At 62.9% G+C, this 24768-nt stretch carries 25 protein-coding genes; 8 read left to right on the top strand and 17 right to left on the bottom strand.

The annotated features are described in order from the left end of the window. Positions 1-8: 8 nt before the first annotated feature. From KO539_RS14115 to KO539_RS14070, 10 genes are all read right to left on the bottom strand, one after another. A complete protein-coding gene (locus KO539_RS14115) occupies positions 9-1178 on the bottom strand; it encodes an AAA family ATPase (protein WP_035823743.1) in 1170 nt (389 codons plus the stop codon). A gap of 52 nt (positions 1179-1230) precedes the next feature. Next, positions 1231-1839, bottom strand: a complete 609-nt coding sequence (locus tag KO539_RS14110) for a TadE/TadG family type IV pilus assembly protein (RefSeq protein ID WP_219310258.1) — start codon at positions 1837-1839, stop codon at positions 1231-1233. Further along, entirely contained in the window at positions 1829-2311 is a 483-nt protein-coding gene (locus KO539_RS14105; RefSeq protein ID WP_219310256.1) for a TadE/TadG family type IV pilus assembly protein, read from the bottom strand. The genes KO539_RS14110 and KO539_RS14105 overlap by 11 nt, the downstream gene beginning before the upstream one ends. Beyond that, positions 2308-3735 (bottom strand): pilus assembly protein TadG-related protein, encoded by a 1428-nt coding sequence (locus KO539_RS14100; RefSeq protein ID WP_219310254.1) that lies wholly within the window; start codon positions 3733-3735, stop codon positions 2308-2310. The genes KO539_RS14105 and KO539_RS14100 overlap by 4 nt, the downstream gene beginning before the upstream one ends. Further along, positions 3725-4027 carry a hypothetical protein gene (locus tag KO539_RS14095; protein ID WP_219310252.1) on the bottom strand — a complete coding sequence of 101 codons (303 nt, stop codon included), beginning with the start codon at positions 4025-4027 and terminating at the stop codon, positions 3725-3727. The genes KO539_RS14100 and KO539_RS14095 overlap by 11 nt, the downstream gene beginning before the upstream one ends. A 16-nt stretch (positions 4028-4043) precedes the next feature. Then, positions 4044-5492 carry a type II and III secretion system protein family protein gene (locus KO539_RS14090; protein ID WP_219310250.1) on the bottom strand — a complete coding sequence of 483 codons (1449 nt, stop codon included), beginning with the start codon at positions 5490-5492 and terminating at the stop codon, positions 4044-4046. An 18-nt stretch (positions 5493-5510) separates the two neighbouring features. Then, a complete protein-coding gene (cpaB, locus tag KO539_RS14085; protein WP_219310248.1) occupies positions 5511-6368 on the bottom strand; it encodes a Flp pilus assembly protein CpaB in 858 nt (285 codons plus the stop codon). Continuing rightward, positions 6365-7738 (bottom strand): ATP-binding protein, encoded by a 1374-nt coding sequence (locus tag KO539_RS14080; RefSeq protein WP_219310246.1) that lies wholly within the window; start codon positions 7736-7738, stop codon positions 6365-6367. Before KO539_RS14080 ends, cpaB begins: the two co-directional genes overlap by 4 nt. 93 nt (positions 7739-7831) lie before the next feature. Beyond that, positions 7832-8365 carry a prepilin peptidase gene (locus KO539_RS14075; RefSeq protein ID WP_219310245.1) on the bottom strand — a complete coding sequence of 178 codons (534 nt, stop codon included), beginning with the start codon at positions 8363-8365 and terminating at the stop codon, positions 7832-7834. A 53-nt stretch (positions 8366-8418) separates the two neighbouring features. Continuing rightward, positions 8419-8601 (bottom strand): Flp family type IVb pilin, encoded by a 183-nt coding sequence (locus KO539_RS14070; protein ID WP_034752975.1) that lies wholly within the window; start codon positions 8599-8601, stop codon positions 8419-8421. Positions 8602-9082: 481 nt separating this feature from the next. On the opposite strand from KO539_RS14070, the gene KO539_RS14065 reads away from it, so the two are divergent. Further along, the gene (locus KO539_RS14065; protein WP_219310244.1) at positions 9083-10129 is read left to right on the top strand and encodes a GGDEF domain-containing protein; all 1047 of its coding nucleotides are present in this window, start codon (positions 9083-9085) and stop codon (positions 10127-10129) included. Here the strand turns inward: KO539_RS14065 and KO539_RS14060 are convergent. After that, a complete protein-coding gene (locus KO539_RS14060) occupies positions 10126-11352 on the bottom strand; it encodes an HD-GYP domain-containing protein (RefSeq protein ID WP_219310243.1) in 1227 nt (408 codons plus the stop codon). The genes KO539_RS14065 and KO539_RS14060 overlap by 4 nt on opposite strands. 149 nt (positions 11353-11501) lie before the next feature. On the opposite strand from KO539_RS14060, the gene KO539_RS14055 reads away from it, so the two are divergent. The 4 genes from KO539_RS14055 to KO539_RS14040 all read left to right on the top strand — a co-directional run bounded on the left by KO539_RS14055 (position 11502) and on the right by KO539_RS14040 (position 17871). Continuing rightward, entirely contained in the window at positions 11502-12443 is a 942-nt protein-coding gene (locus tag KO539_RS14055) for a LysR substrate-binding domain-containing protein (protein WP_219310241.1), read from the top strand. Positions 12444-12637: 194 nt separating this feature from the next. Then, a complete protein-coding gene (locus KO539_RS14050; protein WP_219310239.1) occupies positions 12638-16234 on the top strand; it encodes an indolepyruvate ferredoxin oxidoreductase family protein in 3597 nt (1198 codons plus the stop codon). 154 nt (positions 16235-16388) lie between these two features. Beyond that, positions 16389-16574: a hypothetical protein gene (locus KO539_RS14045; RefSeq protein WP_219310237.1), complete on the top strand. Its 186-nt coding sequence runs from the start codon at positions 16389-16391 to the stop codon at positions 16572-16574. 202 nt (positions 16575-16776) lie between these two features. Beyond that, a complete protein-coding gene (locus KO539_RS14040; protein WP_219310235.1) occupies positions 16777-17871 on the top strand; it encodes a type I restriction endonuclease in 1095 nt (364 codons plus the stop codon). Positions 17872-17936: 65 nt separating this feature from the next. Here the strand turns inward: KO539_RS14040 and KO539_RS14035 are convergent, their stop codons facing one another. Then, entirely contained in the window at positions 17937-18947 is a 1011-nt protein-coding gene (locus tag KO539_RS14035) for a substrate-binding domain-containing protein (protein ID WP_035823717.1), read from the bottom strand. Between the two features lie 444 nt (positions 18948-19391). Here KO539_RS14035 and KO539_RS14030 point away from each other — a divergent pair, with 444 nt between their 5' ends. Then, complete coding sequence (locus tag KO539_RS14030; protein WP_035828508.1) at positions 19392-19724, top strand: hypothetical protein; 333 nt, start codon at positions 19392-19394, stop codon at positions 19722-19724. Between the two features lies 1 nt (position 19725). On the opposite strand, the gene KO539_RS14025 is transcribed toward KO539_RS14030, so the two are convergent. Beyond that, positions 19726-20769 carry an MBL fold metallo-hydrolase gene (locus tag KO539_RS14025; RefSeq protein WP_219310233.1) on the bottom strand — a complete coding sequence of 348 codons (1044 nt, stop codon included), beginning with the start codon at positions 20767-20769 and terminating at the stop codon, positions 19726-19728. A gap of 169 nt (positions 20770-20938) precedes the next feature. Between KO539_RS14025 and KO539_RS14020 the strand changes: the two genes are divergently transcribed. Continuing rightward, entirely contained in the window at positions 20939-21562 is a 624-nt protein-coding gene (locus KO539_RS14020; protein ID WP_219310231.1) for a TetR/AcrR family transcriptional regulator, read from the top strand. On the opposite strand, the gene KO539_RS14015 is transcribed toward KO539_RS14020, so the two are convergent. Then, a complete protein-coding gene (locus KO539_RS14015; protein WP_219310228.1) occupies positions 21535-22632 on the bottom strand; it encodes an exo-alpha-sialidase in 1098 nt (365 codons plus the stop codon). The two genes, KO539_RS14020 and KO539_RS14015, sit on opposite strands and share 28 nt — an antisense overlap. A 2-nt stretch (positions 22633-22634) precedes the next feature. Beyond that, complete coding sequence (locus KO539_RS14010; protein ID WP_219310226.1) at positions 22635-22904, bottom strand: MoaD/ThiS family protein; 270 nt, start codon at positions 22902-22904, stop codon at positions 22635-22637. A gap of 92 nt (positions 22905-22996) precedes the next feature. Between KO539_RS14010 and KO539_RS14005 the strand changes: the two genes are divergently transcribed. Beyond that, the gene (locus KO539_RS14005; RefSeq protein WP_035823702.1) at positions 22997-23308 is read left to right on the top strand and encodes a hypothetical protein; all 312 of its coding nucleotides are present in this window, start codon (positions 22997-22999) and stop codon (positions 23306-23308) included. A gap of 1 nt (position 23309) precedes the next feature. On the opposite strand, the gene KO539_RS14000 is transcribed toward KO539_RS14005, so the two are convergent. Together KO539_RS14000 and KO539_RS13995 are read right to left on the bottom strand one after the other, a co-directional pair. Further along, positions 23310-23600, bottom strand: a complete 291-nt coding sequence (locus KO539_RS14000) for a 2Fe-2S iron-sulfur cluster-binding protein (RefSeq protein WP_219310225.1) — start codon at positions 23598-23600, stop codon at positions 23310-23312. Between the two features lie 16 nt (positions 23601-23616). Continuing rightward, entirely contained in the window at positions 23617-24765 is a 1149-nt protein-coding gene (locus KO539_RS13995; protein ID WP_225243055.1) for a Gfo/Idh/MocA family protein, read from the bottom strand. Positions 24766-24768: the final 3 nt, after the last annotated feature.

The following is a 24768-nucleotide window of genomic DNA, read 5'->3' as shown; positions in this document are numbered from 1 at the left end:
TTGCGGTCCTAGGACTCGCTGCGGCTGAACAAACGGTCGAACAGGCCGCGGCTTTCCGTCACGCGGCGCGCCGTCACCAGTTCCACCAGCTCGGCCAGGCTGCGCGCCACGGCGCTGGTGCGCGACAGCTGCAGCAGCGGGATGCCCTGGTTGACGGAATCGGTGGCGGCGATGTAATCGTTGGGCACCGTGTGCACCACTTCGGCGCCCAGCGCCTGCTCCAGGTCCGCCAGACGCAATCGCCCGCCCTTTTCATAGCGGTTGACGATCAGGCGCAGGCGCTCGCCCGGATAGCCGAGCGAGCGGAAAATGTCGAGCAGGCGGCGCCCGTCGCGGATGTCGGGCAAGGCCAGCTGCAGCACCGGATAGATGGCGTCGGCGTTGTCGAGCGCGCGCAGCGACAGCGCATCGATCTGGCGTCCCACGTCGAGCACGATGTAGTCGTAGTGCTGGCGCGCCACGGCCAGGATGCGGTCCATGTGCTCGGGCTGCATGTCGACCTTGTGCGCGGGGTCGTCGGCCGCCGCCAGCACGCCGAAGTTCGGCGTCACATGCACCAGGCACGAAGCAAGAAAGGCGCCATCCATGCGCGCGATCTGCGCGCAGATGTCGGACAAGGTCATGGCCGGCTTCTGGTCCGACACATATAAAGTGGCGTCGCCGAACTGGCCGTGCAAGTCGATCAGCAGCACCTTGCAGCCGGCCAGGCTGGCCAGCGCATACGAAAAATTCGTCGACAAAAACGTCGCGCCGCTGCCGCCCTTGCACGAGATGAAGGCGAGCACTTTACCGTCGCGCATCTGCGTCACGCCGGCCTGGATATCGACCCGGTCCATCGCCTCGTGGAAGGCCTTGTGCACCAGCGGCAGCTGCAGCACTTCGCGCATGCCGGCGCGCATGGCGCGGATCAGCACATCCTGCTGCTGGCCGCGCGTGAGCAGCATCAGTACGGCCAGCGGATACTGGCGCGCCAGGCGCTCGAGCAGGTCGGCTTCGTCGGCATCGATGCCGCTGGCGTCGACGATCACCAGTTCCGGCGCTTCGGGCAGCATGCGCTCGACGGCGTCGCGCAGGCCGCTGCGCCGCTCCAGCAGCCGCAGCACGGGCATGCGGGCCGCGCCTTGCGCCGCGATTTCATCATGCAAGCTGGCGTCACGGGTAATCATCAAGGCTTTCATCACGCCTCCTTCATTCAATGCACTACATTCGGCTGCGCCGGCGGCTTGGCGCTCATGGACAAAAGCCGGGATTGTCCGGATAGCCCAGCGACTCGGCCACCGCCATGGTGGTCCCGCTGGGCAAACGTATGGCGCCTGCACCGGAGGGAAACATCATCCCCAGCAGCGGCAGCACGGGCCGGTAGGGCACACGCTCGCAGCGCGCGCCGTCGCCGGGCTGGCACAGGCGCGCGCGCACGAAGCGGATGCAGCTGGCGCCATGCGGATCGTCCAGGCAATTGATGCGGTTGCGCTGCGGGCACCCCGGCAGCACCGTCACCGGCACGGCCGCCAGCGCGACGCCGCCCGCGCTTTCCGACAAATAATCGATGCGCACATGCGCGTCGCCGATGCCGTCACCCAGCGGCAGCGTGCCCGGCGTGGCGCGCAGCACGGCTTGCGTGCGCACGGCCTGCAAGGCGCCGGCATTGCTGAAATCAGTGACGGCGGCGGCGCGCGCCGCGCGCCGGGTAATCTCATGCACCATGTTCCACACGTACACGGCGCGCGCCATTTCCAGCATGGCGAACAGGAACAGGAAGAACAGCAGCGCCAGCATGGCGAATTCGACGGCGAAGACGCCGCGCTGACGCTGCCGGCGAAGGTGCGGGTCAATGCACATAGCGCAAGGTCGCGTTGGCGCGCAAGGGAATCGGCGCCAGTTGCGGCAGCCACTTGCGGGTCAGCGCAGGCAGGAAATCCACCGGCATGTCGGCGGTGACCTTGATGCGCACCTGCAGCGGCGCCGTGGCGTAGCTGCCGCAGGCATAGGAATCGTCGGCGTACACGCAATCCACATTGACCCATGCGGGATTGATGCCCGGCCAGCTTTCCGCCATCGCCTCGGCCACCATCTCCCGCGCCAGCGCGGCGCCCAGGCTCGCCGTGTCGAACTTGCCCATCTGCGGCAACGGCATGGTCGCCATGTAGCGCGCCGCATCGTGCGCGCTTTTTTGCAGCGCCGTGTACACCAGCAGCGCGCGGCCGAACAGCAGCACGAAGGGCAGCAGCGCCATGAAAAACAGCAGGATCAGCGCCAGCTCGATGGCGGCGACGCCGCCCTGGCGGCGCGCGGCGCGGCAGGGCGGCTTCATCGCAGCAGCTCCGCGGGACCGGCCAGCGTGCCCTCTTCCACCAGGCCGGCAAATTCGGCGCTCAATACGCCATTGCTGGCCGGCGCCGTCATGAAGAAGCGGCCGATGCCGCGCATCTGCGCCAGCACGTCGCCGCCGGCCGGCACGGGGCAGGCCAGCAGGGGGATGTGCAGCAGGCGGCGCTGCGCCACGCCCGTGTTGCCGGTCGGCGCCGTCTGGAAGCCCAGCGTCTGGTAGGGCGGCGTGGCAGGGTAGCCGGACTTGGCGGCTGGCGCGGCCGGGCTGGCCGGATACAGCTTGGGCCAGTCGCTGGTGGCAAACGGCAGATAACCGCCGGCCGGCTTCGGGTTGCTGTACCTGGCCGCCCTGGAAAACGACCACAGCGGCCCGTAACTGCCGACGGCGGGCGGCGTCGCGTTCGATTCCGGATCGGCCACGGACAGCAGCGGATTGCCCGTGCTCAGGGCGCTCGGCGCATCGGGCGCGTTGGTCATCCACCAGCTCACGGCCGTATTTGGATAGGCGCGGATATTCGTGTCGGGCGGCGCCGTGACGGCATGGCAACCGCTGCCCGCATGCTGGTTGAAGCGCGCATTGAAGGCCGTCCACAGCGCGGCGGGAAACGGCCGGTGCACGTGCACCTGGGCGCTGCCGATGCGCGGATACTGCACCGTGCCGCTGCAGACAAACGGCAGCACGCTCGCTTCGCCGACCTGCTGCGACACTCCCACCACGCCCGGCTGGCCCAGGGGATTGAGCACGAAATGTTCGGCCGTGGCGCCATGCGGATTGAGTTTCAACAGGTTATACGCCACGCCGCGGCGAAAGCCATATTCCAGCAACTCGATCGCCGGCAGCAGCGCCGCATTCGTGCGCGGACTGGCCGCGCTGGCCGACAGCGCGCAGACGGCCAGCGGCATCAGGTGCAAGCTGGTGCGCCCGGCCACGGCGCGCGCGCCCGTGTCCAGGGTGCGCAGCGCCGGCGACCAAGCGCCGAGAAACGCGGTCGCCACCCGCCCCAGCGAGGGGGTATTGGCCTGCGTATCGACGCGCACGAACAGCGCCGTGGCGGCGTCGGGCACGGCGCCCGCCGCATGCCACCCGCTGGCGGGCGCGTCGGGGGTACTGGCGAAGCGGATGCTGGCGTCCGACAGGATGGCGCCCTGCATGCGGCGCCGCCATGCGCTGCGGTCGGCCGCACTGCCCTTGGCTTTTTCCACGGCAGCGAGCAAGCCCTCGGGCGTGCCCACCAGTTCCGCGGCGGCCGCCATCGCCGCATTGTCGGCCAGGTTCTGCAGTTCCGTCTTGCGGCCGATGACTTGCCCCACATCAAGCGCCAGGCCGATAAAGCCCAGCACCACGATGAGCAGGATGGAAAAGGCGATCAGCATCGCCCCGCGCTGGCGCTGGCGTCTATTTGCCACTGCCGCCTCCCAGCATGAATTGCACCGGCTGCGGCGCCTGGGCATTCGGTTCGGCAAACGACGCGCGGTAGCGCTGCATGACGGCGTGCGCGCTGGGTCCGTCAAGGCCATCGGCCGGCGTGCGATTGCCGGCGCTGGCCGGATCGCGCACCTGCTGCGCCATGGACAGGCGCACGGCGTCGCCGAAACGCCGGTCCAGCTGCGGCGTGCTGCCGTGCGCGCAGGCGGCCAGCTGCAAGGCCAGGGCCAGGGCGGCCAAGTGCCGCAGCGATGTCAGGAACGCGTTCGACATGGCGTATCTCCCCATCTCATTTCAACTCGAAACCGTTGGCCGCGCGCGGTGGTGGTACCGACGGCGGCACGGACGGCGGCGCCAGCGTGCCTTCCATCTTGCCGCCCAACATCAAGTCCATGCGCGAAGGCGGCGCCAGCTGCGCCGTCGGCAGCACGGCGTCGGCCGGCAAGGGTTTCACCAGATGCGCGGTAATGACGAACAGCAATTCCGTGCGGTCATTCTGGAAATCCGTGCTGCGAAACAGCGCGCCGAGGATAGGCAGTTCGCTGAGCCAGGGCACGCCCGTGATGTTGCTCACCTGGTTGTTCTTGATGAGGCCGCCGATCGCGTAGCTCTGGCCGTCGTACAGCTGCACCGTGGTCGAGGCGCGCCGCGTGGTGATGACGGGCAAAATAGAACGTCCGCTGACGCCGGCGGCGGAAATGCCCACGCCCTCGCGCGACAGTTCCGACACTTCCGGCGCCACCTTCAAATTGATGCGCCCGCCCGACAGCACGGTCGGCGTAAAACGCAGGCCGACGCCGTATTCGCGCTCTTCCAGGGTGATCTTGTTGTTGTCCTGGCCGACGGGAATGAAGATCTTGCCGCCCGCCAGAAAACTGCCCTCCTGCCCGCTGATCGCCATCACCGTCGGCTCGGCCAGAATGCGCACCAGGCCATCCTGTTTCTGCGCCTCGATGGTCAGTTGCTGGCGGCCATTCGACTTGCGTACGTCGAGCAAACCATTGGCCGTGCCACTGAGGAAATTCGACAGCAAGGTGGTGGCCCAGCTGCCGGAAGCGAAGCGCAGGGTGGCGCCCACTTCCAGCCGTTCCAGCAGCGACTTCGACACTTCGGCGATCTGCACGGCCAGCATCACCTGCTGCGGCGCGCTGACGTCGAGCATGTTGATGATGCGGCTGTTCGCGCCGCCCGCGCCGCCACCGGGCGCCGTGGCGGCGAGGGGCATGGCGGCGCCATCGACAGGCTTGGGCAGCGCCAGCGGCACTGTAGCGCGGCGCACATACGCGTGCGCCAGCTCGACGGCGCGCAGCACGGCGCCCGCATCCTGCACCGTGCCCGACAGCACCAGGGTGTCGGCCACGGCCGTGACGCGGATGGCTTTTTCTTCCGGCATCAGGGCCGCCAGAGTCGCTTGCAAGCCGGCCGGGTCCATGCTGACGCTGACGTTCACCACGCTGCACACGCCGCTTCGGCCCTGGATGATCATGTTCGTGCTGCCCACCTCGACGCCGACCACATACAAGGTGTCGGGCGCGACCAGCATGGCTTGCACCACGGCCGGGTTGCCGACGCTGCGCTGCTGCACGGCTTCAGGCAGGCGCAGCATGCTCGACTTGCCCACCTGCAGCTGCAAATTGCCGGGCGAGGCCGCTTCACCGCCGCAGCGCGGACCAGAATCGGCCGCCGCGCCGGCCAGCGGCGACAGCAGGCAGAACAGTATCAACAGGGCGCGGTTCATGAGCGTGTCCATGGTTGGCTAAAAACATTCGCGCGACTGGCGCGTCCCGTCGATGACGCCGCTGCACTGGCGCGTCGCTTCCGGCGGCGCCTTCGCCACGCGTACCGCGCGCGGCGCTGCGGCCAGCACGGGTGCGGCGGCAGGAACAGGTTCGTCAGCTTCGTGCGGTCCGCCCAGCAGGGTCAGCTTGGTGGCGCCCACCGTCACGCCCGGCTGCGGGTCGACCTGGTTGCGCAGCACCAGCGACAGGCTGCCCACGCTGCGCGCCAGGTCCAGGTTTTCCGCCTGCTCCGGCGTCACTTCCAGGGTCACCGCATTGACCACGCGCGGCTTGGTCTCGTCGCGCCCCACTTCCTGCGCCACGGCCAGCACCAGGATGCGTTCGAGCACGATCTTGGAAATGTTGCGGCTTTGCGGAAAGGCGCGGTCGCCGGCATCTTGCTGGGTGCTCACGATGATGTCGACATAGTTGCCCGGCAAGGCGAAGCCGGCCACGCCGATCACATCGTTGACGCGCACGGTGATGGCGCGCCGCCCTTCCGTGATCAGCGCCGACAGGCCGCCCAGGGTGCCGGCCGGCGCCAGCTTGGCTTCGCTCAGCGGCTCGCCGCGCAGCACGCTGGTTTTCAGCACCCGTCCCGCCAGCTTTGCCGGGTCTTGCAGCGCGCCCTGCGGCAAGCTTTCCGCCGGCCATACAGCCAGGCGCAGCATCTCGGGCGTCAGGCGCTGGCCCAGGTTGACATCGCTGGCGGCGACGACGATCTTGCCCTTGCCGGCCGGCGTCTGGCGCAGCAGCCAGTGCGAGGCCAGCAGCACGGCCAGCAGACCCAGCACGACCGCCAGGCCCATCATCAGGAGGGCGCGCCGGTTTTTCATGCGATACGCTCGCACAGGCTGGCGGCCGGCATGTCGCAGCTGGCAAACAGGCTGCCCCAGGCCTGCTCCAGGGCGGCCAGCGTCAGGCGCGGCTCGCAGCCGGCAAAGCCGGCGAAGTCGCCTATGCGCGCCAGCAATTCCTGCGGATAGCTGGCCAGCAAGGGCCGTCCCTGCGCGCCATGCAGCTGCAGCAGGTGATTGACGGCCAGTTCGTCGATGGCCATGCCGGCCAGCCGGCATTGCTGGCGGAACAGGGCGCGATAGGCGTTCTCGGCCAGCGGCCCCACCTGCACCTTGTAGCCGATGCGGCGCAGCAAGGCGGCGTCAAACAGCTCGCCCGGCGGCACATTCGTGGCCAGCACGAGGGCATTGTCGAACGGCACGCTGATCTGCACCCCGCCGGGCAGACCCAGCTGATCGCTGCCGCGCGCCAGCGGCTGCATCAGCCGCGTCAGCAATTCGGGGGCGCCCAGGCGCTGGCGGCCCAGGTCGTCGATGATCAGCATGCCATTGTTCGCCCGCACATGGGGCGGCGCCTGGTAGCAGCCGCCGCTGGCGTCATGGCGCAGCTCCAGCATGCCGGCGTCGAGCTCGGCACCCACGTGGATCACGGGACGCTGGCACAGCACCCAGCGGATATCCGTGCTGCGCCGCTCCAGCGCCTGGCGCGCATGGCTGATGTGCTGCGGCGCGGGCGGCAGGTGCTGGGCCGGATCGTACAACTGGATGATGTCCTGGCCGACGACGATGGCGTGCGGCACGGCGACGAGGCCGTGCAGCAATTGGCCCAACTGCAGCGCCAGGGTCGACTTGCCGCTGCCGGGCGGACCGTACAGCAGCAGCGAGCGTCCCGAATGCAGGGCAGCACCGACCACGTCGAGCATGCCCGGCCCCGCATGGGCGCCACCGAGCACGGCCGCCAGGTCGTCGCTGCCGACGCGCTGTTCCTGCGCCTGCCACGACTGGCGCGCCACCATGGCGCGGTACGCTTCCAGGGTGACGGGCGCGGCGCCGATATATGCGCAGCGCTCAAGAAAAGCGCTGGCGCGCTGCTTGCCGGCGCCCGTCAGCTGGTACTGCACATCGATATCGGATTCGCCGCGCCAGGCCACTTCGGCCATCTGCTCGGTCACCATGAAATCGAGCACTTCACGCAAGACATTGATCGACAGACGCAAGCGCGTCGTCAGTGCGGACAAATGCGTCTTGCCGCCCACAAACATCAGCTTGGCGATCAGTTCGACGACCAGCGGCCGCTCGAGTCCCGTTTCACGCAAGCTCTTCGGCTGCGGCGGCAAGGGCGGCATCAGGTTCGCATCGGCAGGGCGCGGCGTGCTGTCGGTGCTCAGGGAATAGTCGACCTCGGTCATGCTGCGTCTCCTAGCCGGTTAGGACTGCATTGAACAGAATTCATTCTAGCGAGCGGGCATAGCTGCCCATTGATTCAGAGCAATGAATACCAATCAGAAATAATGCCGCCCTTGCACCAGCAGGCAGCCCAAGGCAATGGCCAGTCCGTACGGCATGTTGCCCACGCTGGCGCCACTGCCCAGTGCGTTAGGCGCCAGGGGAATGCCGGCCATGCGCGCGATCATCGGCCACAGCAGCTGGCGCAGATTGACCAGGCAGGCGCGCCACTTGCCCTGGTACGTGATCATCAGCACGGCCATCAGGCCGCCCAGGACAAACGTGGCGAAACAGATCTGCAGCACGGGCCAAGGACCGGCAAAGGCGCCCGCCATGGCGATCAGCTTGACGTCGCCGGCGGCCATGCCGCGCAGCACGTACAAGGGTAAAAAGAGGAAAAAGCCCGTCGCCATGCCGCCCAGCCACAGCGGCAGCACGTTTTGCGGCCACAGCCACAGGTGCACGACCAGGCCGGCGAGGATGCCGGACAACACCAGCCAATTCGGAATCTTGCGGCGGATCAAATCACTGACGGCGGCCCCCGTCACGAAGCACAGCAACAGCAAATCGCACAAGGCAGTTGCAGGCATGGCATACCTCCCGAAAAAAACCCGCTGCCGGCCGGCCAGCAGCGGGCACCCGCTTAGGGCGTCAACACCAGGTTCGACGAAATGTCGGTGAGGACGGCCAGCAAGTTGGTCTTGATCAGCAAGAAACCGGCCGTGATGGCGGTAGCCATCAACGCCGCAATCAGGCCGTATTCGATTGCCGTAATGCCATCCTCATCCTTGACAAACTGCTGTACTGCCGACAGGAAGGTATGCATGACAAGCTCCCAAAAGTGAATCACAAGTCCCTGGCGCAATCGGGTGTGAAACATTGCCCTTTCCTGCTAATATGTTTCCTGCCGTAAATTTCTGCGCCATTACATTGACTATAAAGCGTCCACGTTTTGGCAAATTGACGCGCCACAAGTTTCCACATGGAAATTATCAAACTCTGGTGAAATGGCGGCTGGCGCAAACAAATGTTGCGATCCGGATTGAAAGCCTGCGTCAGGGCAAGTTTTTTGCAATGCAGTGCATGAATCTCATGTATTTACATGAAATATTGCATACGTTAATTGCCTATTAGGCAAAAAGACATTATCCTGCTTAGCTCTTCTTTGGAAAGGCCTCTCGCCCGGCGGTACAGAGCGTCATGCCACCAAATAAATCTTGGCTTCTTGTAGACGGACGCGAACATGCTCTTGCTTGATGCAATGCTGGTATGACGACACTTGTGTGACTACTTTCCAGAGATCGACAATGGATTCCCTACTGAAACACATGGTGGACATGACCGGGCACCGCGACCACACGATGCTCGACATCTCCGTGATCTCGGCGGTCCAGGAACTCGCTGCCGCGTCGCAGACCCGTGTGCTGGCCCTGACCACCGTGCGTGGCCAGGTGTTCGTGCGGTCGCGGGCCATCATCGTGGCGGGCAGCGTGGCCCGCATGGAAGAGCATAACGACCCTACCCTGGCGGGCGAACCGCTGTCGGATTACCCGGCGCTGGCCGCCTGCATCAAGCGCCATGAAGCAAGCGCCGACACCTTGTGCGCCGACGGCCGCCACCTGCTGTGGCTGCCCATCTGGATCGGCGACCAGGTCACCACCTGCCTGGAAATCACCAACCCCACGCCGTACACGGGCGCCACCATCCAGGTGATCGGCGGCATCGTCAGCGTGTACCGCAATTTCCAGAACCTGCTCGACTACAGCGAACGCGATTCGCTCACCGGCTTGTTGAACCGCAAGACCTTCGACGACCAGCTGGCGAAAATCCTGCAAAGCCGCGGCGACACGGAAGCGGAGAAGCCGCGTCCCGTCGATGAAGAACGGCGCCACCATACGGACACGGAACGGCAATGGCTGGCCGTCATCGACGTCGACCATTTCAAACTGGTCAACGATAAATTTGGCCACCTGTATGGCGATGAAGTGCTGATCCTCATCGCCAACCAGCTGCAATCGTCGTTCCGCTCGCAAGACCGCATCTTCCGCTTCGGCGGCGAGGAATTCGTCGTGCTGCTGCGCTCGATCACCCTGGACAATGCGCAGAAAATCATCGACCGCTTCCGCACCAACGTCGAAGCGCACGACTTCCCGCAAGTGGGCAGAGTGACCGTCAGCGTGGGCTTCGTCAGCATCAACGCCTACGAGGCGCCCGTCATCATCCTCGGCCGCGCCGACCAGGCCCTGTATTACGCGAAAAGCCATGGCCGCAACCTGGCCTGCCACTATGACGAGCTGGTGTCCAAAGGTCTGTTAACCACCATTACCTCGAACGATACGGCAGAATTCTTCTAGGCATCCGCCAGCGATAAAAAACGCATGGGATCGACCTGCCACTTGGCGGCCGACTCATGGCCGACGATCTTGTCGGCGCCGCCGAAACCGAAGCCGCGCGACAGGTCGACCGTTTCCGGCTTGATGTAGGTCTTGCTCTTCGTACTGAAAAACACATTCACCTTCGGCGCCAGCAGATTGCTTTCGTGTGCCTCGACAACGACGGCCAGGCGGCCCGATTCCAGCATCACCATGGTGCCGACCGGATAGATGCCCACGCAGCGCATGAAATCCTGCGCGAACACGGGATTGAAATGGAATTTGCTCCATTCATAGATCTTGCGCAGGGCTTCGGCGGCGGGGATGCCCTTGTGATAGCTGCGGTCCGACGTCAGCGCGTCATACACGTCGACGATGGCGGCCATCTGCGCCAGTTCGCTGATGGCGTCGCCGGCCAGCTGGTCGGGATAGCCGCTGCCGTCGCGCCGTTCGTGGTGGTGCAAGGCGATGTCGAGGGGAATCGCGCCCAGCTCGGGCGACTGGCACAGGATATCGTAGCCGTCGCGCGGATGGCGCTTGATCAGGGCAAATTCTTCCGGCGTCAAGGGACCGGGCTTGTTCAGCACGCTGTCGGGCACCAGAGCCTTGCCTGTGTCGTGCAGCAAGCCACCGAGGCCGGCCTGGTGCGTGGTGGCCGCATCGATGCCGCGCGAGCGGCAAAACGCCACCAGCAGCGCACACACGCTGACGGAATGCAAAAAGGTGTAGTCATCCTTGCTCTTGATGCGCAACAAGCCGACGAGGGCGCCAGGATTGCGCAGGATCGATTCCGTGATGTCTTGCACCGTGTGCTGCACGCGGTCGAGCTCGACCGCCTTGCCCAGGCGCACGTCGGCCATCACCGTGCGCACCAGGCTGGCCGCCTGCCGCCGCACCTGCGTGGCGCGCGCCAGCTCCATGCCCAGCGACACGCGCGTGACCACTTGCGGCGCCGCGGCGATCTGCACCAGTTCGCGTTCCGTCTCGGCGCGCGCCTGCGCCACGGTGGGCGCGTCCTGCACGTCGAGGCCCTTGCCACTGTCGATCACCACGTCGTGGATGCCGGCCTGCACGATCTTGCGGATCTCATCGTCGCTGCGCAACAGGAAACGGTTGCGCACGAAGGGATGCGTCATCCAGTCGCAGCTGAGGTCATGAATGTACATGCCCACTTTTAATTGAGACGAATCAACTTTCTTGAGCATGCTGTCATCCCACAAATACGCGGCTGGAGCACCGAAGGCGCTAGAATGAGTATAACAAAATTGTTATTCTGCTGGCCGCGTTCGGCGCCGTGGCGCAACACCCGGTTTTTTCCGCTCAACGCATCCTCAACGCACCGCTCTTGAACCCCATGGAACTGCGCCAATTACGCTACTTTGTTGCCATCGTCGACCACGGCTCGCTGTCGCGCGCGGCCCTGGTCCTGCACGTGGCGCAGCCGGCCCTGACGCAGCAGCTGCGCCAGCTGGAAGAGGAACTGGGCGTGCAGCTGTTGCACCGCTCGGCCCAGGGCGTGCTCAGCACGGACGCGGGCAAGGTGTTTTACGAACATGCGCAGGCGATCCTGAAACAGGTGGCCGACGCCCGCTCGGCCGTCACGCAAAGCGCCACGCGGCCGTCCGGCAATGTCACCCTGGGCTTGCCGCACAGCATTTCCGGCGCCCTGGCCCTGCCCCTGCTGCTGGCCGCGCGCGAACGCTATCCCGAAATCACCCTGCAACTGACGGAAGAAATCACGGGCAACCTCAATGAACAGCTCAAATCGGGCCGCATCAACCTGGCCGTGCTGTTCGACGATGGCCAGCTGACGCCGTTTTCCTGCAGCCCGCTGGTGGAAGAAGAGATGCGTTTTATCTGCCGCAGCGATTCGCCGTTCGCGCCCGCCGGCCATGCCGTGTCGTTCCAGCAAGCCCTGAGCGCCACCCTGATCCTGCCGGGCCTGCAGCATGGCGTGCGCCCACGCATCGACAGCCGCGCGCGCGAACTGGGCCTGGAAACGGCGAACGTGATCGAGATCAACTCGATCGCCATCCTGAAATCGGCCATCCTGGCCGGCATGGGCGCCACCATCCTGCCGGCCGCGCCCATGCTGGCCGAGCTGGACAGCGGCGCCATGCGCAGCTACGCCATCCACAGCCCCGTCCTGTCGCGTACGGTGGCCCTGTGCGCCTCGAAAAATATCCCGCTGACGAATGCAGGCAACGCCGTGAAAAACCTCGTGCTGCAAGTGGCCGCCGAGCTGTGCGGCAGCGGGCGCTGGGTGGGGGCAAACGTGCTCTCGCCCATGGCATAAGTATTTCTTATACCCCCATCGGCAAAGCGTATTTGCCCCCTCCCCTGACTCGTTCTACACTGACCACATTAACTATTTTAAATTTAAAATAGTTATATGCCGCCCACACGCGGCCATCCCGTCTGCACAGCGCGCGCCTTACCGGGCGCGCCCCTTGTACAGCCGTCATCTGAAACACCCTTTTGGAGACAGCCATGTCCGTGACCACGGAAAACGGCTCCGCAGCGTTCGTTAGAAACGCCGGTGCCGCGCCATCTACACCGCTTGAACCTTCCCGTTTGACCACCGTCAGCCTCGACGACAAATACACAGCCACTTCCGGCGCCATCTTCCTGTCCGGCATCCAGGCCCTCGTGCGCCTGCCGATGATGCAGCGCCTGCGCGACCAGGCCGCTGGCCTCAACACGGCTGGCTTCATCTCCGGCTACCGGGGCTCGCCCCTGGGCGGCCTCGACGAGAACCTGTGGAAAGCCAAGAAACAGCTGGAAGCGCACCACGTGCAGTTCGTGCCCGGCGTCAATGAAGACCTGGCCGCCACGGCCGTCTGGGGTTCGCAGCAAGTCGACCTGATCGGCCCGGCCAAGTATGACGGCGTATTCGCCATGTGGTACGGCAAGGGTCCGGGCGTGGACCGCTGCGGCGATGTCTTCAAGCACATGAACCATGCGGGAACGTCGAAACTGGGCGGCGTGCTGCTGGTGGCCGGCGACGACCATGGCGCGTATTCGTCGACCCTGCCGCACCAGTCCGACCATTTGTTCTCCGCCTCGATGATTCCCGTCCTGTATCCGTGCAATGTGCAGGAATACCTGGACCTCGGCATCCACGGCTGGGCCATGTCGCGCTTTTCCGGCTGCACCGTGGCCTTCAAGGCCCTGGCCGACACGGTCGAATCGTCGGCCTCCATCGATGCCGATCCGTTCCGCGTGGAAGTGAAGATTCCGCAGGATTTCATCATGCCCGAAGGCGGCCTGAACGCGCGCCTGTCGAGCATCCCGCTGGGCCAGCAGGCGCGCAACCAGGAAGCGCTGATGCAGGACTACAAGATCTATGCAGCCCTGGCCTACGCGCGCGAAAACAAGCTCAACCACACCACCATCGACAGCCCGAACGCCAAGCTGGGCATCATCGCGTCCGGCAAATCGTATCTGGACGTGCTCGAAGCGCTGGAAGAACTGGGCATCGATGAGCAAATGGCGGCCGACGTCGGCATGCGGCTGTTCAAGGTGGCCATGCCGTGGCCGCTGGAACCGGACAGCGTGCGCGAATTCGCGCAAGGCCTCGATGAAATCCTCGTGGTAGAAGAGAAGCGGCAAATCGTCGAGTACCAGTTGAAAGAACAACTCTACAACTGGCGCGACGACGTGCGCCCTAGAGTCATCGGCAAATTCGACGAAAAGGGCGAATGGGTGGCGCCGCGCGGCGAATGGCTGCTCACCTCGAAGGCGGACTTTTCCGTCTCGCAAGTGGCGCGTGTCATCGCCAGCCGCATCGCGCGCCTGATTTCCGACCCCGTCACCTGCGACCTGATCAAGGCTCGACTCAGTTTCCTCGACGCCAAGGATGCGGTATTAAAGAAAGCCGTGAACACGCCGTTCCGTCCCGCGTTTTACTGCTCCGGCTGCCCGCACAACACCTCGACCAAAGTCCCCGACGGCAGCCTGGCGCTGGCCGGCATCGGCTGCCACGTGATGGCCACGTCGATCTACCCGGAAATGAACAAGCTGACCACGCACATGGGCGGCGAAGGCGCGCCGTGGATAGGCCAGGCCGCGTTTTCCGAACTGCCGCACGTGTTCCAGAATCTGGGCGACGGCACGTATTTCCATTCAGGGTACCTGGCCATCCGCGCCGCGCAGGCGGCCAAGGTCAACATCACCTACAAGATCCTGTACAACGACGCCGTCGCCATGACGGGCGGCCAGCCCGTGGACGGCCTCATCACCGTGCCGATGATGGCGCAGCAGGTGGCGGCCGAAGGCATCGCCCGCATCGCGCTGGTGACGGAAGATTTATCGCGCTACAGCGACCGCAGCAACCTGCCCGCCCACGTAACCTTGCATGACCGCAAGGACATGGATGCCGTGCAGCGCGAATTGCGCGAAGTAGCCGGCGTGTCCGTGCTGATCTACGACCAGACCTGTGCCGCCGAGAAACGCCGGCGCCGCAAAAAGGGCGAGTATCCGGACGTGGCCAAACGCATGGTCATCAACGACGCCGTCTGCGAAGGCTGCGGCGACTGCGGCGTGCAGTCGAACTGCGTGTCGATCTTGCCGAAGGAAACGGAATTTGGCCGCAAGCGCACCATCGACCAATCCTCATGCAACAAGGATTACTCGTGCGCCAAGGGTTTTTGCCCCAGCTTCGTCACGGTCGAAGGCGGCAGCCTGAAGAAGACCAAGACGGGTGCCAGCAAAGCGGGCGAGACGGACAACTTCGGCCCCTTGCCGGAACCGGTACTGCCCGCCTGCGACGCGCCGTACAACATCCTCATCAACGGCATCGGCGGCACGGGTGTCATCACCGTCGGCGCCCTGATGGGCATGGCGGCCCACCTGGAAGGCAAGGGCGCGTCCGTGCTGGACATGACGGGCATGTCGCAAAAGAATGGTTCCGTCACCTCGCACGTGAAAATCGCGCGCTCCCCGGCGCACATCCGCGCACAGCGCATCGCCACGGGCGAAGCGGACCTGATCCTGGGCTGCGACATGCTGACGGCCGGCGCGCAGGATGCCGTGTCGAAAATGCGTCCGGGCCGCAGTCTGGCCGTCGTCAACCTGCACGAGCAGCCGCCGGGCACGTTTGCGCAGAATGCCGACTGGCAATATCCGACGGCGGAAGTGCGCCAGCTGATCGAGGAATCCGTCGGCGGCGCGGACGCGGCCGACTTCATCGACGCCACAAAATTAGCCACCGCGCTGATGGGCGACTCGATCGCCGCCAACCTGTTCATGCTCGGCTACGCCTGGCAAAAAGGCCGCATCCCGCTGACGGAAGCGGCCTTGCTGCGCGCCATTGAACTCAATGGCGTGGGCATCGAGTCGAACAAGAAAAGTTTCCTGTGGGGCCGCCGCGCCGCCGTCGACGTGCGCAAGGTGACGCAGATCGCCACGCCGTCGCAAGCGATCATCGTGCAAATGCCGCAAAGCCTCGATAGCGTCATCAAGAAGCGCGTGGAGTTCCTCACGGCCTACCAGAACGCCGCGTATGCGGATGGTTATTCCACTTTGGTGAAACAGGTGCGCGACCGCGAAAACACCCTGGGACTGGGACAGAAATTGTCGACGGCCGTGGCGAAAAGCTATTTCAAATTGCTCGCCTACAAGGACGAATACGAAGTGGCGCGTTTGTACACGGATGGCCGTTTCGTGGAGCAATTGCAGCAGCAGTTCGAAGGGAATTTCTCCGTCAAATTCAACCTGGCGCCACCGCTGTTCGCCAAGAAAGATGCCAAGGGTCACCTCGTAAAAGCGGAGTTCGGTTCCTGGATGTGGCGCGCCTTCAAGCTGCTGGCCAAAGCCAAGGGCTTGCGCGGCGGCACCTTCGACATCTTCGGTTATACAAACGAGCGCAAGATGGAACGCGCCCTCATCGTCGAATACCGCGAACTGCTGGCCGGCATGCTGGTCAACCTGACGGCCGAGAACCTGTCCACCTGCGTGGAACTGGCGACCCTGCCCGAGAAAATCCGCGGCTTCGGCCACGTCAAGGAAGCGGCCGTCGCCACGTATCGCCAGGATAAGGCGAGATTATTGGCGGTACTGGCTGACGGAACAAAACACGCGGCCTAAGACTCTAAGCTACAGCGCTTGATTCGTAATGCGCTATGCCAGCAGCAGTACACTCTGCCGGCATAGCGCATTTTTATTCAAGCCTGCACATCTTTATCACACCAGAAAAACGACAACATCACATTCCTCATAAAAATCAGTCACTTACTATCACATGACCAAGCACTGGGTCACCCGGGCAATCGCGCTGCTTCAGTCAAGCCGCGACCCGGTACCGCATGAGATCAATGAACTGGATTGGAAGCTAAGCCTGTCTGGCAATAAAGAGCGGCTCATCGAGCATTTGATTGCCTTCACCAATGAAAATAACCCACGTAACGGCATCAATTTTAGATATTAAAATATATACATTTTTCAATAAAAATTGTTTTCTTTAAGTTATCGGAAGTAATTTTTATATTTTTTCTCAGAATTTGCTTTTCCAGAAAATTCGATTTTCATTGCCACACAGATGAAATTCGTGCAAAACTTATTCGTTCATTCTGTATTTTCAACAGGGACGAGTACGTTTACGAATTTCTACCCACGCCATAGGAAAAGCAATGGATTTAATCGACCAACTCAGAGCACTTGCCTCCCGAATCGCAGCGACCAAGGATATTATCCAGACGGAGGAAGCCACAAAAAACGCGATGATCATGCCTTTCATCCAGATTTTGGGCTACAACGTATTCGATCCCACGGAAGTGACACCAGAATTAATTGCCGACGTCGGTACAAAAAAGGGAGAAAAAGTCGATTACGCCATTCTCAGTGATGGCAAGCCAATTATTCTCTTCGAATGCAAGAAAAGTGGTGGAGACCTGAGCATCAATCATGCTGGGCAGTTGTTCAGATATTTCCATGTCACTGCAGCACGATTCGGTGTGTTGACAAATGGGCTTACCTATAAATTCTTCACCGATCTTGAGCAACCCAACAAGATGGATGAAAAACCCTTCTTTGAGTTTAATATTCTGGACTTCAAAGAGCGTGATGTGGATGAACTCAAGAAATTTGCAAAATCTCAATTCGACGTCGATACCATATTGACGACAGCGAACGATCTAAAATATACGCGTGCTATCCAGAATCGTCTGGCAGAATGGACACTCAATCCCTCCGAAGAATTTGTAAAAATACTGTCATCAGATTTACTCGGAGGGAAGCGCTTTACACCCGCTGTCAAAGATCAATTTACCGTCATTACTAAACGGGCATTTGAGCAATTATTGGGGGAGCGCATCAATGATCGCCTCAAGGGCGCAATGACGCCGGAATCATCGCCGGCACAAGAACTGGTACCAGTCATTCCTCCTGAGGGTATCGTTGAAAACCCGATCATCACGACACCAGAAGAGATCGAAGGATTGCACATCATCCGCGCGATACTGCGCGGTGTTGTCAGTTCGCGCCGCATAGTCATGCGTGATTCGCAGAGTTACTGTGCGATCTTGTTAGACGACAATAATCGTAAGCCAGTTTGCCGCCTACGCTTCAACAATACTGAAAAACTTGCCGTTGGCCTGTTCAATCAAAAGAGGGAAGAGGAAAAGTTTCCAATTGCCAGCCTAGACGATCTGTACACCCATGCAGAACAATTGAAGGCTACCGTCCTGATGCATTTGCCTACGGAAGATGCAGAGAAAACAGCGTAAGAGATAGCATTAGATACTGTAGAACCAAGTCCGGGACGAGTTCCGGACTTGCAACGCATGCTTACTCAATCCGCGCAGCGACCCACCGTCGCCCCCGGCAGCAGCACCGGTTGCCATATCTCCTGCAGCCGTTCCGGCGGCGTGCCGGCCAGCAGCGATTGCAGCATTTCAACCATCTTGGCGCCGGCGCGGCGCAGGTCTGGCTGGTCGATGGTGGTGACGTTGATGCCAATCAAGGTGTCTTCCACATTGCCCCAGACGATGACGGAGATTTCCTTACCGATCTCGATGCCCGCATCCATCAGCGCGCGCACTACGCCGACGCCGGACAAGTGGTTGTCGACGATGACGGCAGTCGGGCGGGGCGAGCAGGCCAGCAATTGCTGCATGGCCTGGTAGCCGCTGCGGCGATCAAAAGTGTTGTCGAGCAGATAGGCGGGATCGACCGGCAAGCCCGCTTGCGCCATGCAGCGGATAAAACTTTCCTTCCGCTCATAGGCAAAATGCAGCGCCAGCGGCGCGCTCAACAACGCGATGCGCTGGTGGCCATGCGCCGCCAGGAAGGACACGGCCAGGTCGATGCCCGTGTCGTTGTCGTAGTCAAAATACGCATACGGCGCGTCGATGCGCGTGCGGCCATTCGCGACAAAAGGAAAGCCGACTTTCGTCAGATAGGCGATGCGCTCGTCGACCACCTTGGTGCGCCCCACCACCAGGCCATCGACCTGGCGCCCGCGCACCATGTTTTCATATGACGGCTGTTCATTCTGCGGCGACACGGGAGCGATGATCAAACTCATCTTCGACGCTTCGACGGCGTCGGACATGCCATTGACCACGGAAAGAAAGACGCTGTCGCCCAGGTCGCTGGGCAGCAGGGGATAGATCATGCCCAGCACATTGGTGCGGCCGACGGCCAGGCTGCGCGCGAGCGGGTTGGGCCGGTAGCCGACTTTCTTGGCGGCGGCCAGGACGATTTCACGGGTGCGGGAATTGACTTCCGGATAGCCGTTCAACGCCCTGCTGACCGTCGTTTTCGACATGCCGAGGGCAATTGCGAGGCTCTTGAGATTCATGTTAACTACCTGTCTGTATGGCAAAAGAAACCAACTCTGACCGTCAATTATAGCCCAGAGCGCCAAACAGGCCGCGCATTAGCGTGCGCAGACATGGTATAAAAACAACAATACATTGACTATCTAAAAAGCAACGTTTTATATGTGAGCACTTGTGCCTCTCTATGGCACTGCAGCGCCAATGGCTGATAAACAATGCTCGAAGGCGACAGCATGTGCTCACTTCGACAATCACTGGCTCACCTTTGGCATGCCGTGTCGACAACACAGGGCGCACGCGATAGCATTATCAAGAAAACATATTTACTGGAACTGTGCGAGAATTTGTCCTACTCTTGATTCAGGTAAAGGTTACCGCCAGACATGTTACGTCTGGTGCAGCACATCTTCCTGGACTCCCCTCTTTTCTGTACACGCCTGGACATACTTTCAAAGGTGAACAATGTGGTCACGCTAACGTCTGTCAACAACTTGCAAGCCTCGCTGGCCACGGCGCAGCGCCGGGTCGAGCAAGGCCAGAACCAGGTACAGCGCGACAGTGAACAGCTGGCGCAAAGCCGCCAGTTGCTGGCGCGGGAACAGGAATCGCTGAGCCAGACGCAGCGCAGCAGCCAGCAAGCGCAGGCCGACGCCCCCACCGCCATCAAGGCGCCGCAGCTGGATCAGGCGATCAAGGTGGCCGTGCCGCAACAAGCCATCCCCGCCGCGCCGAAAAGCACGCCCCAGCTGAACGGCTATGGCCAGACCCTGGGACGCCTGATCGACGTGACGGCGTAAATTACCGGCCCATTTCTTCTTCCAGCATCGCCAGCCACCATTTTTCACCTTTTTTCGGCTGCGCCAGGTCGACCGCCTCGCCCATCTGCGGCGTGGCCAGGTTCACGCCCTGCTTGGCCGCCAGCCCCGTGATGCGGTCGAACGGTTCATGCCAGGCGTGCAGCCCCAGGTCAAAGGTGCCGTTGTGCACGGGCATGAGCCACTTGCCACGCAAGTCCAGGTGGGCTTGCAAGGTCTGTTCCGGCTGCATGTGCACGTCCGGCCACAGCTTGTCGTAGGCACCCGTCTCGATCATGGTCACGTCGAACGGGCCGTACTTGTCGCCGATCTGCTTGAAGCCATCGAAATAGCCGGAGTCGCCGCTGAAAAACACGCGCACCTCGGGCGCGTCGATCACCCACGAGGCCCACAGGGTTTGATTGCCGTCAAACAAGCCGCGCCCCGAGAAATGCTGCGATGGCGTGGCAACGAGTTTCACGCCGGCAATCGTCGTGCCTTGCCACCAGTCGAATTGCTGTACCTTGTCCTTCGGCACGCCCCATTCGACCAAGGTGTCGCCCACGCCCAGTGGCGCAACAAAATGTTCCGTCTTGGCGGCCAGTTGCAGCACGGCAGCATAGTCGAGGTGGTCGTAATGGTTATGCGACAGGATGACAGCCTTGATCGGCGGCAAGTCGGCGATGCTGATGGGCGGCTGGTGAAAGCGCTTCGGTCCGGCCCACTGCACCGGCGAGGCGCGTTCGGAAAACACGGGATCCGTGAGGAAGAATTCATTGTTCAGTTTCAACAGCAGGGTCGAGTGGCCGAGGCGAAACAGACTGTTATCGGGCGCGGCCAGCAGCTGCGCCCGGCTCAAGGCTTGCACGGGCACGGTAGCGGCCGGCACCGTGCTGTCCGGTTTATCAAAGACAAAAGTCCACAGCAGCTTGAGCGTCGCTGCCGTACCCAATTTGTACATTTCCACAGGATTGCGGAACTTGCCTTCGTGGCGTTGTGGGGATTCAGAGGGCGCGGCAGGCGCGGCGCGCAGGGTGCAAGAACTCATGATGATCAGGACTCCCAGAAAGAAGAGACGACGTGCGGCTCGGTGCAAGTGCATATGTGGCCCGGCAAGGAATGTACAAGGATTAAATTACACTACACAGTGTAGTTCCTATTTCTAGCAAAGTAAACCAGGAGGTGTAAAATATTGTTTTCAAAGGAGATTTTCAGCCATGGCCGCACCGCAACGCCTCACCGACCGCAAGCGCGTCGCCATCGTCGATGCCGCCATCGCCGAGTTCCGCGACCACGGTTTTGATGCGACCAGCATGGACAGGATCGCCGCCACGGCCGCCGTTTCCAAGCGCACCGTGTACAACCATTTCCCCAGCAAGGACGAGTTGTTCGCGGAAATCCTGCAGCGCATGTGGGAAAGCAGCATGGCCCAGCCCGCCGTGCCCTATGTTGCCGACCAGCCCCTGCGCCCGCAAGTGCTGGCCCTGGTCGAGCAGAAAATGGGCTTGCTATGCGACGCGGCCTTCATCGACCTGGCGCGCGTGATCTTTGGCGAAACCATCCACTCGCCCGAGCGGGCGCAAGCCATGGTGGCGCGCCTGAATGAAAAGGAAACGGGCCTGTATATCTGGATCCGCGCGGCGCAGCAAGACGGGCGCATCAAGGCGGGCGAGACGGTGGAAGTGGCGCACCTCTTGATGTCGCCTTTAAAAACCTTTGCCTTCTGGCCGCAGATCACCCTGGGTGAGCCTCTGCTGGGCCCGGCACGCCGGCGCGAAGTGACGGAACTGGCCGTCGATATCTTCCTGTGCTACTACGGCGTGGCAAAACAGACGGCATAAACGGGCGGCAAGTGAGCGGAGATGGTCTGCCAATGCTCGCCCTCGTCGCCCGAATACCAGGCGCCCCCTGTCGTTGAGGCCATCAATAAACTTCGGCCGTCGCCGGCCAGCGCCAGCCCGTGGCGGTAGATGAGGTCGTAGCAATGCTGCTGCGGCAAGCCCGCGCGCAACACCTCGAACGTTTTTCCGCCATCGCGCGTGCGCGTGACGGCCAGCGCGCCATCGATGGGAATGCGCAGCACATCCGCCTGCGCCGGCACGAACCAGGCCGTGTCGCCATCGCGCGGATGCACGGCCACGGCAAAGCCGAAATGCGACAGCGGCGCCGTGGTGACTTCCTGCCAGTGCCAGCCGGCATCGTCCGAACGCCAGATGCCGTTATGGTGCTGGCACCACAGCGCGTCCGGCGTGCCGGTGCTGCGCACGATACGATGCGGGTCTTGCACGGCTTCGTTTTCATCGAGCTCGGGCGGCATGTAGTCGGCGCGCATGCCCGTCGCGCTCAGGCTCCAGCTGGCACCGCCATCGCGCGTTTGCCACACGCCGCCGCAGGACACGCCGACCAGCACCTTTTGGCTGTCGCGCGGGTCGACACAAATGCTGTGGATGCCGGGCACGTCATAGCCGCCGCCAAACCACTGCGCCCGCTGCGGCGCGTTCCACAAGGATTCCACCAGCTGCCAGCTGTCGCCGCGGTCGCTGGAACGGAACAGGCCGCCAGGTAAAGTCCCTGCCCACAGCACGCCAGGCTGGTCCGCGCCGCCAGCGGCCAGCGACCAGATCTGCCGCAGAGTCCAGTCCACGCTATCGGTGCTGTCTTCCGGCTTGGCGGGGTAGGCGGGCACAGCGACTTCCTGCCACGCGCTGGCGCCCGCGTCGAGGCGGTGCAGCTTGGCGCCGAAGTGCCCCAGGTTCAGGGCCGCGTACAGGGTACCGTCGCGGCCATCGTGCAGCAGCATGGAAACGGGATCGCCAGCAAACTGCACCAGCGCCAGCTGCCAGGCGCCGGCCACATCGACATCGAACTGGAACAGCCCCTTGCGGGTGCCGAGATACGCGCGTTGAGCCATACTTAACCTCCGGAAAGTGCTTGCAAGATATAGACCTGGCTGTCGGGCCGCAAGGCATCGTCGAGCACGCGCCGCTCGCGGCAGCGGGCGCCGTCGATGAAAATCACCACATTGGGACGCAAAGCCCCCTGCTCGTCGAGCACGTAGCCGCGCAGACGCGGCTGTTGCGCAAACGCGCTATCCAAGGCCGCGCGCAGGCGTGGCGCGGCCACCTCGAGCGTGGGGACGTCGAGGAAGCGTGCCAGTTGTTGCGTAAAATGCAGATGCGCCATGCTGCCCTTCGACGTCGTCGGCCTCGACTCATTCTAGTCCGCTTTGCGGCCAATACAATTAAAATAGCGGCAAGCACACAAGGAGGCCAGGCATGACGATTACCCCGGAAGAACTAGCGGTGCTGATGCAGGAAGTGGAAGTGGCCGATCCCATCGATTTTGCCGACTTGCCCTTCGACGAGCAGGAATTGCGCGGGCTGATCGCCAACCACCTGTGCGAGATGGCCGACGCGATGGAAAGTTTCAGCCCGGAAGACCGCAACCTGGCCCTGCTGGCCGTGGCGGCCAAGCTGGTGCTGGAAAATCTCGTCTTGCACGTGCAGTTGCTGCGCCGCCACGGCCTGCCCGTCAGCGACAGCGTGGACGCGCTGCTGCAGCGCCTCAAGGGCGGCAAGTCCTCCTGATTCAAGCGCCCGTGCGCACGGCGCGCGCCTGGATGGTGAGATCGCTTTCCGCCACGGCCACGCAGGGCAGGATGTAGCCGTCGAGCCGCTCATCGGGGCTAATGCCGGGCCAGTCCACCGTGTAGCGGATCTTTCCTTCGGGCATGTGACAGAGGCAGGTGCGGCAAGTGCCGTTGCGGCAGGAACTGAGCAGGCGGATGCCAGCCAGCTCGGCGGCGGCCAAGATGGTCGTGCCCGCTTCGGCCGGGAATTGCCAGCCTTGCGGAAGGATGGTGATGGTAAAGGAGCGCATGGCTCCAGTGTAACAGTCAGCTTGCCAGGGTCGTCCAGCTCGCGCCATTGGCATGGCTGCGCAGCACGGCTTCCGCAAAGGCCAGGCCGGCCACGCCATCGGTGACGGTGGGCAGCCAGCTCGCTTCCTTGGGCATGGGCAAGCCCGATTGCAAGGCGCGGATGGCCAGGGCCGCGTCCAGGTACAGCTGCGCGAACGCTTCCAGATACCCCTCCGGATGGCCGGCCGGCACGCGCGTGGCGTGGCGCGCGGCGGCGCTGTCGACTCGGCCCGGACGCAGCAGTTGCCGGTTGCCACCCTGCGGCGTACACCACAGCTCATTTGGTTTTTCCTGGTCAAAATCGAGCTGCGCCTTGCTGCCGAACAGGCGCAAGCGCACCGTGTTTTCGCAACCGGTGGCCACCTGGCTGGCCCACAAAGTACCCTTTGCCCCATTGGCGTAGCGCAGCATCACCTGCACGTGGTCGTCCAGGGTGCGATTCGGAACAAAGGTCGACAGTTCCGCCAGCACGGATTGGGGCGTCAGTCCGCTGACGAATTGCGCCAGGTGGTAGGCGTGCAGTCCCACGTCGAGCAGGGTGCCGCCGGGACCGGCCTTGTGCGGGTCGTTATGCCAGTTGCCCTCGTTCATGCCGCCAGCCGCGATGGCATCAGCCAGCCAATCCTGCGAATACTCGACTTGCACGAGGCGCAGCTCGCCGATCTCGCCCGCCTCGACCATGGCTTTCGCGTGGCGCAGCAGCGGGTAGCCGCTGTAGGTATGCGTGAGCGCAAACAGCACATTTTTGCGTTGCGCCAGCGCCGCCAGCTTTTGCCCTTCCGCCAGAGAAATGCCCAGCGGCTTGTCGCAGATCACGTGGATGCCCGCTTCCAGGAACGCCGTGGCGACGGGCGCGTGCAAGTGATTCGGCGTGACGATGGCCACGGCCTCGATGCCGTCCGTCCTGGCGGCCTCCGCCTGCGCCATGGCGCGGTAATCGCAATAGCTGCGCTCGGGCGCCAGGTGCAGCGCGGCGCCGCTGTCACGCGCGCGCTGCGGGTCGGACGACAGGGCGCCCGCCACCAACTCGTACTGGTCGTCAATGCGCGCCGCGATGCGGTGCACGGCGCCGATGAATGCGCCCTGCCCGCCCCCTACCATGCCCAGCCGTAAGCGTCGCTGCATGTC

The organism is Janthinobacterium sp. NKUCC06_STL (assembly GCF_019345455.1).
GTDB classification, from domain to species: domain Bacteria; phylum Pseudomonadota; class Gammaproteobacteria; order Burkholderiales; family Burkholderiaceae_D; genus Janthinobacterium; species Janthinobacterium rivuli.
Note: the sequence above shows the minus strand (reverse complement) of the source record. Positions and strands in the feature narration are given on the sequence as shown.

Bases quoted from the DNA above. Each gene is read 5' to 3' on its own strand.
- KO539_RS14040 (WP_219310235.1), top strand. From the start codon at position 16,777: ATGGATTTAATCGACCAACTCAGAGCACTTGCCTCCCGAATCGCAGCG.
- KO539_RS14105 (WP_219310256.1), bottom strand. From the start codon at position 2,311: ATGAAGCCGCCCTGCCGCGCCGCGCGCCGCCAGGGCGGCGTCGCCGCC.
- KO539_RS14045 (WP_219310237.1), top strand. From the start codon at position 16,389: ATGACCAAGCACTGGGTCACCCGGGCAATCGCGCTGCTTCAGTCAAGC.
- KO539_RS14000 (WP_219310225.1), bottom strand. From the start codon at position 23,600: ATGCGCTCCTTTACCATCACCATCCTTCCGCAAGGCTGGCAATTCCCG.
- KO539_RS14025 (WP_219310233.1), bottom strand. From the start codon at position 20,769: ATGAGTTCTTGCACCCTGCGCGCCGCGCCTGCCGCGCCCTCTGAATCC.
- KO539_RS14075 (WP_219310245.1), bottom strand. From the start codon at position 8,365: ATGCCTGCAACTGCCTTGTGCGATTTGCTGTTGCTGTGCTTCGTGACG.
- cpaB (WP_219310248.1), bottom strand. From the start codon at position 6,368: ATGAAAAACCGGCGCGCCCTCCTGATGATGGGCCTGGCGGTCGTGCTG.
- KO539_RS14115 (WP_035823743.1), bottom strand. From the start codon at position 1,178: ATGAAAGCCTTGATGATTACCCGTGACGCCAGCTTGCATGATGAAATC.
- KO539_RS14090 (WP_219310250.1), bottom strand. From the start codon at position 5,492: ATGAACCGCGCCCTGTTGATACTGTTCTGCCTGCTGTCGCCGCTGGCC.
- KO539_RS14005 (WP_035823702.1), top strand. From the start codon at position 22,997: ATGACGATTACCCCGGAAGAACTAGCGGTGCTGATGCAGGAAGTGGAA.
- KO539_RS14095 (WP_219310252.1), bottom strand. From the start codon at position 4,027: ATGTCGAACGCGTTCCTGACATCGCTGCGGCACTTGGCCGCCCTGGCC.
- KO539_RS14055 (WP_219310241.1), top strand. From the start codon at position 11,502: ATGGAACTGCGCCAATTACGCTACTTTGTTGCCATCGTCGACCACGGC.
- KO539_RS14035 (WP_035823717.1), bottom strand. From the start codon at position 18,947: ATGAATCTCAAGAGCCTCGCAATTGCCCTCGGCATGTCGAAAACGACG.
- KO539_RS14020 (WP_219310231.1), top strand. From the start codon at position 20,939: ATGGCCGCACCGCAACGCCTCACCGACCGCAAGCGCGTCGCCATCGTC.
- KO539_RS14070 (WP_034752975.1), bottom strand. From the start codon at position 8,601: ATGCATACCTTCCTGTCGGCAGTACAGCAGTTTGTCAAGGATGAGGAT.
- KO539_RS13995 (WP_225243055.1), bottom strand. From the start codon at position 24,765: ATGCAGCGACGCTTACGGCTGGGCATGGTAGGGGGCGGGCAGGGCGCA.
- KO539_RS14015 (WP_219310228.1), bottom strand. From the start codon at position 22,632: ATGGCTCAACGCGCGTATCTCGGCACCCGCAAGGGGCTGTTCCAGTTC.
- KO539_RS14080 (WP_219310246.1), bottom strand. From the start codon at position 7,738: ATGACCGAGGTCGACTATTCCCTGAGCACCGACAGCACGCCGCGCCCT.
- KO539_RS14060 (WP_219310243.1), bottom strand. From the start codon at position 11,352: ATGCTCAAGAAAGTTGATTCGTCTCAATTAAAAGTGGGCATGTACATT.
- KO539_RS14110 (WP_219310258.1), bottom strand. From the start codon at position 1,839: ATGTGCATTGACCCGCACCTTCGCCGGCAGCGTCAGCGCGGCGTCTTC.
- KO539_RS14050 (WP_219310239.1), top strand. From the start codon at position 12,638: ATGTCCGTGACCACGGAAAACGGCTCCGCAGCGTTCGTTAGAAACGCC.
- KO539_RS14010 (WP_219310226.1), bottom strand. From the start codon at position 22,904: ATGGCGCATCTGCATTTTACGCAACAACTGGCACGCTTCCTCGACGTC.
- KO539_RS14065 (WP_219310244.1), top strand. From the start codon at position 9,083: ATGGATTCCCTACTGAAACACATGGTGGACATGACCGGGCACCGCGAC.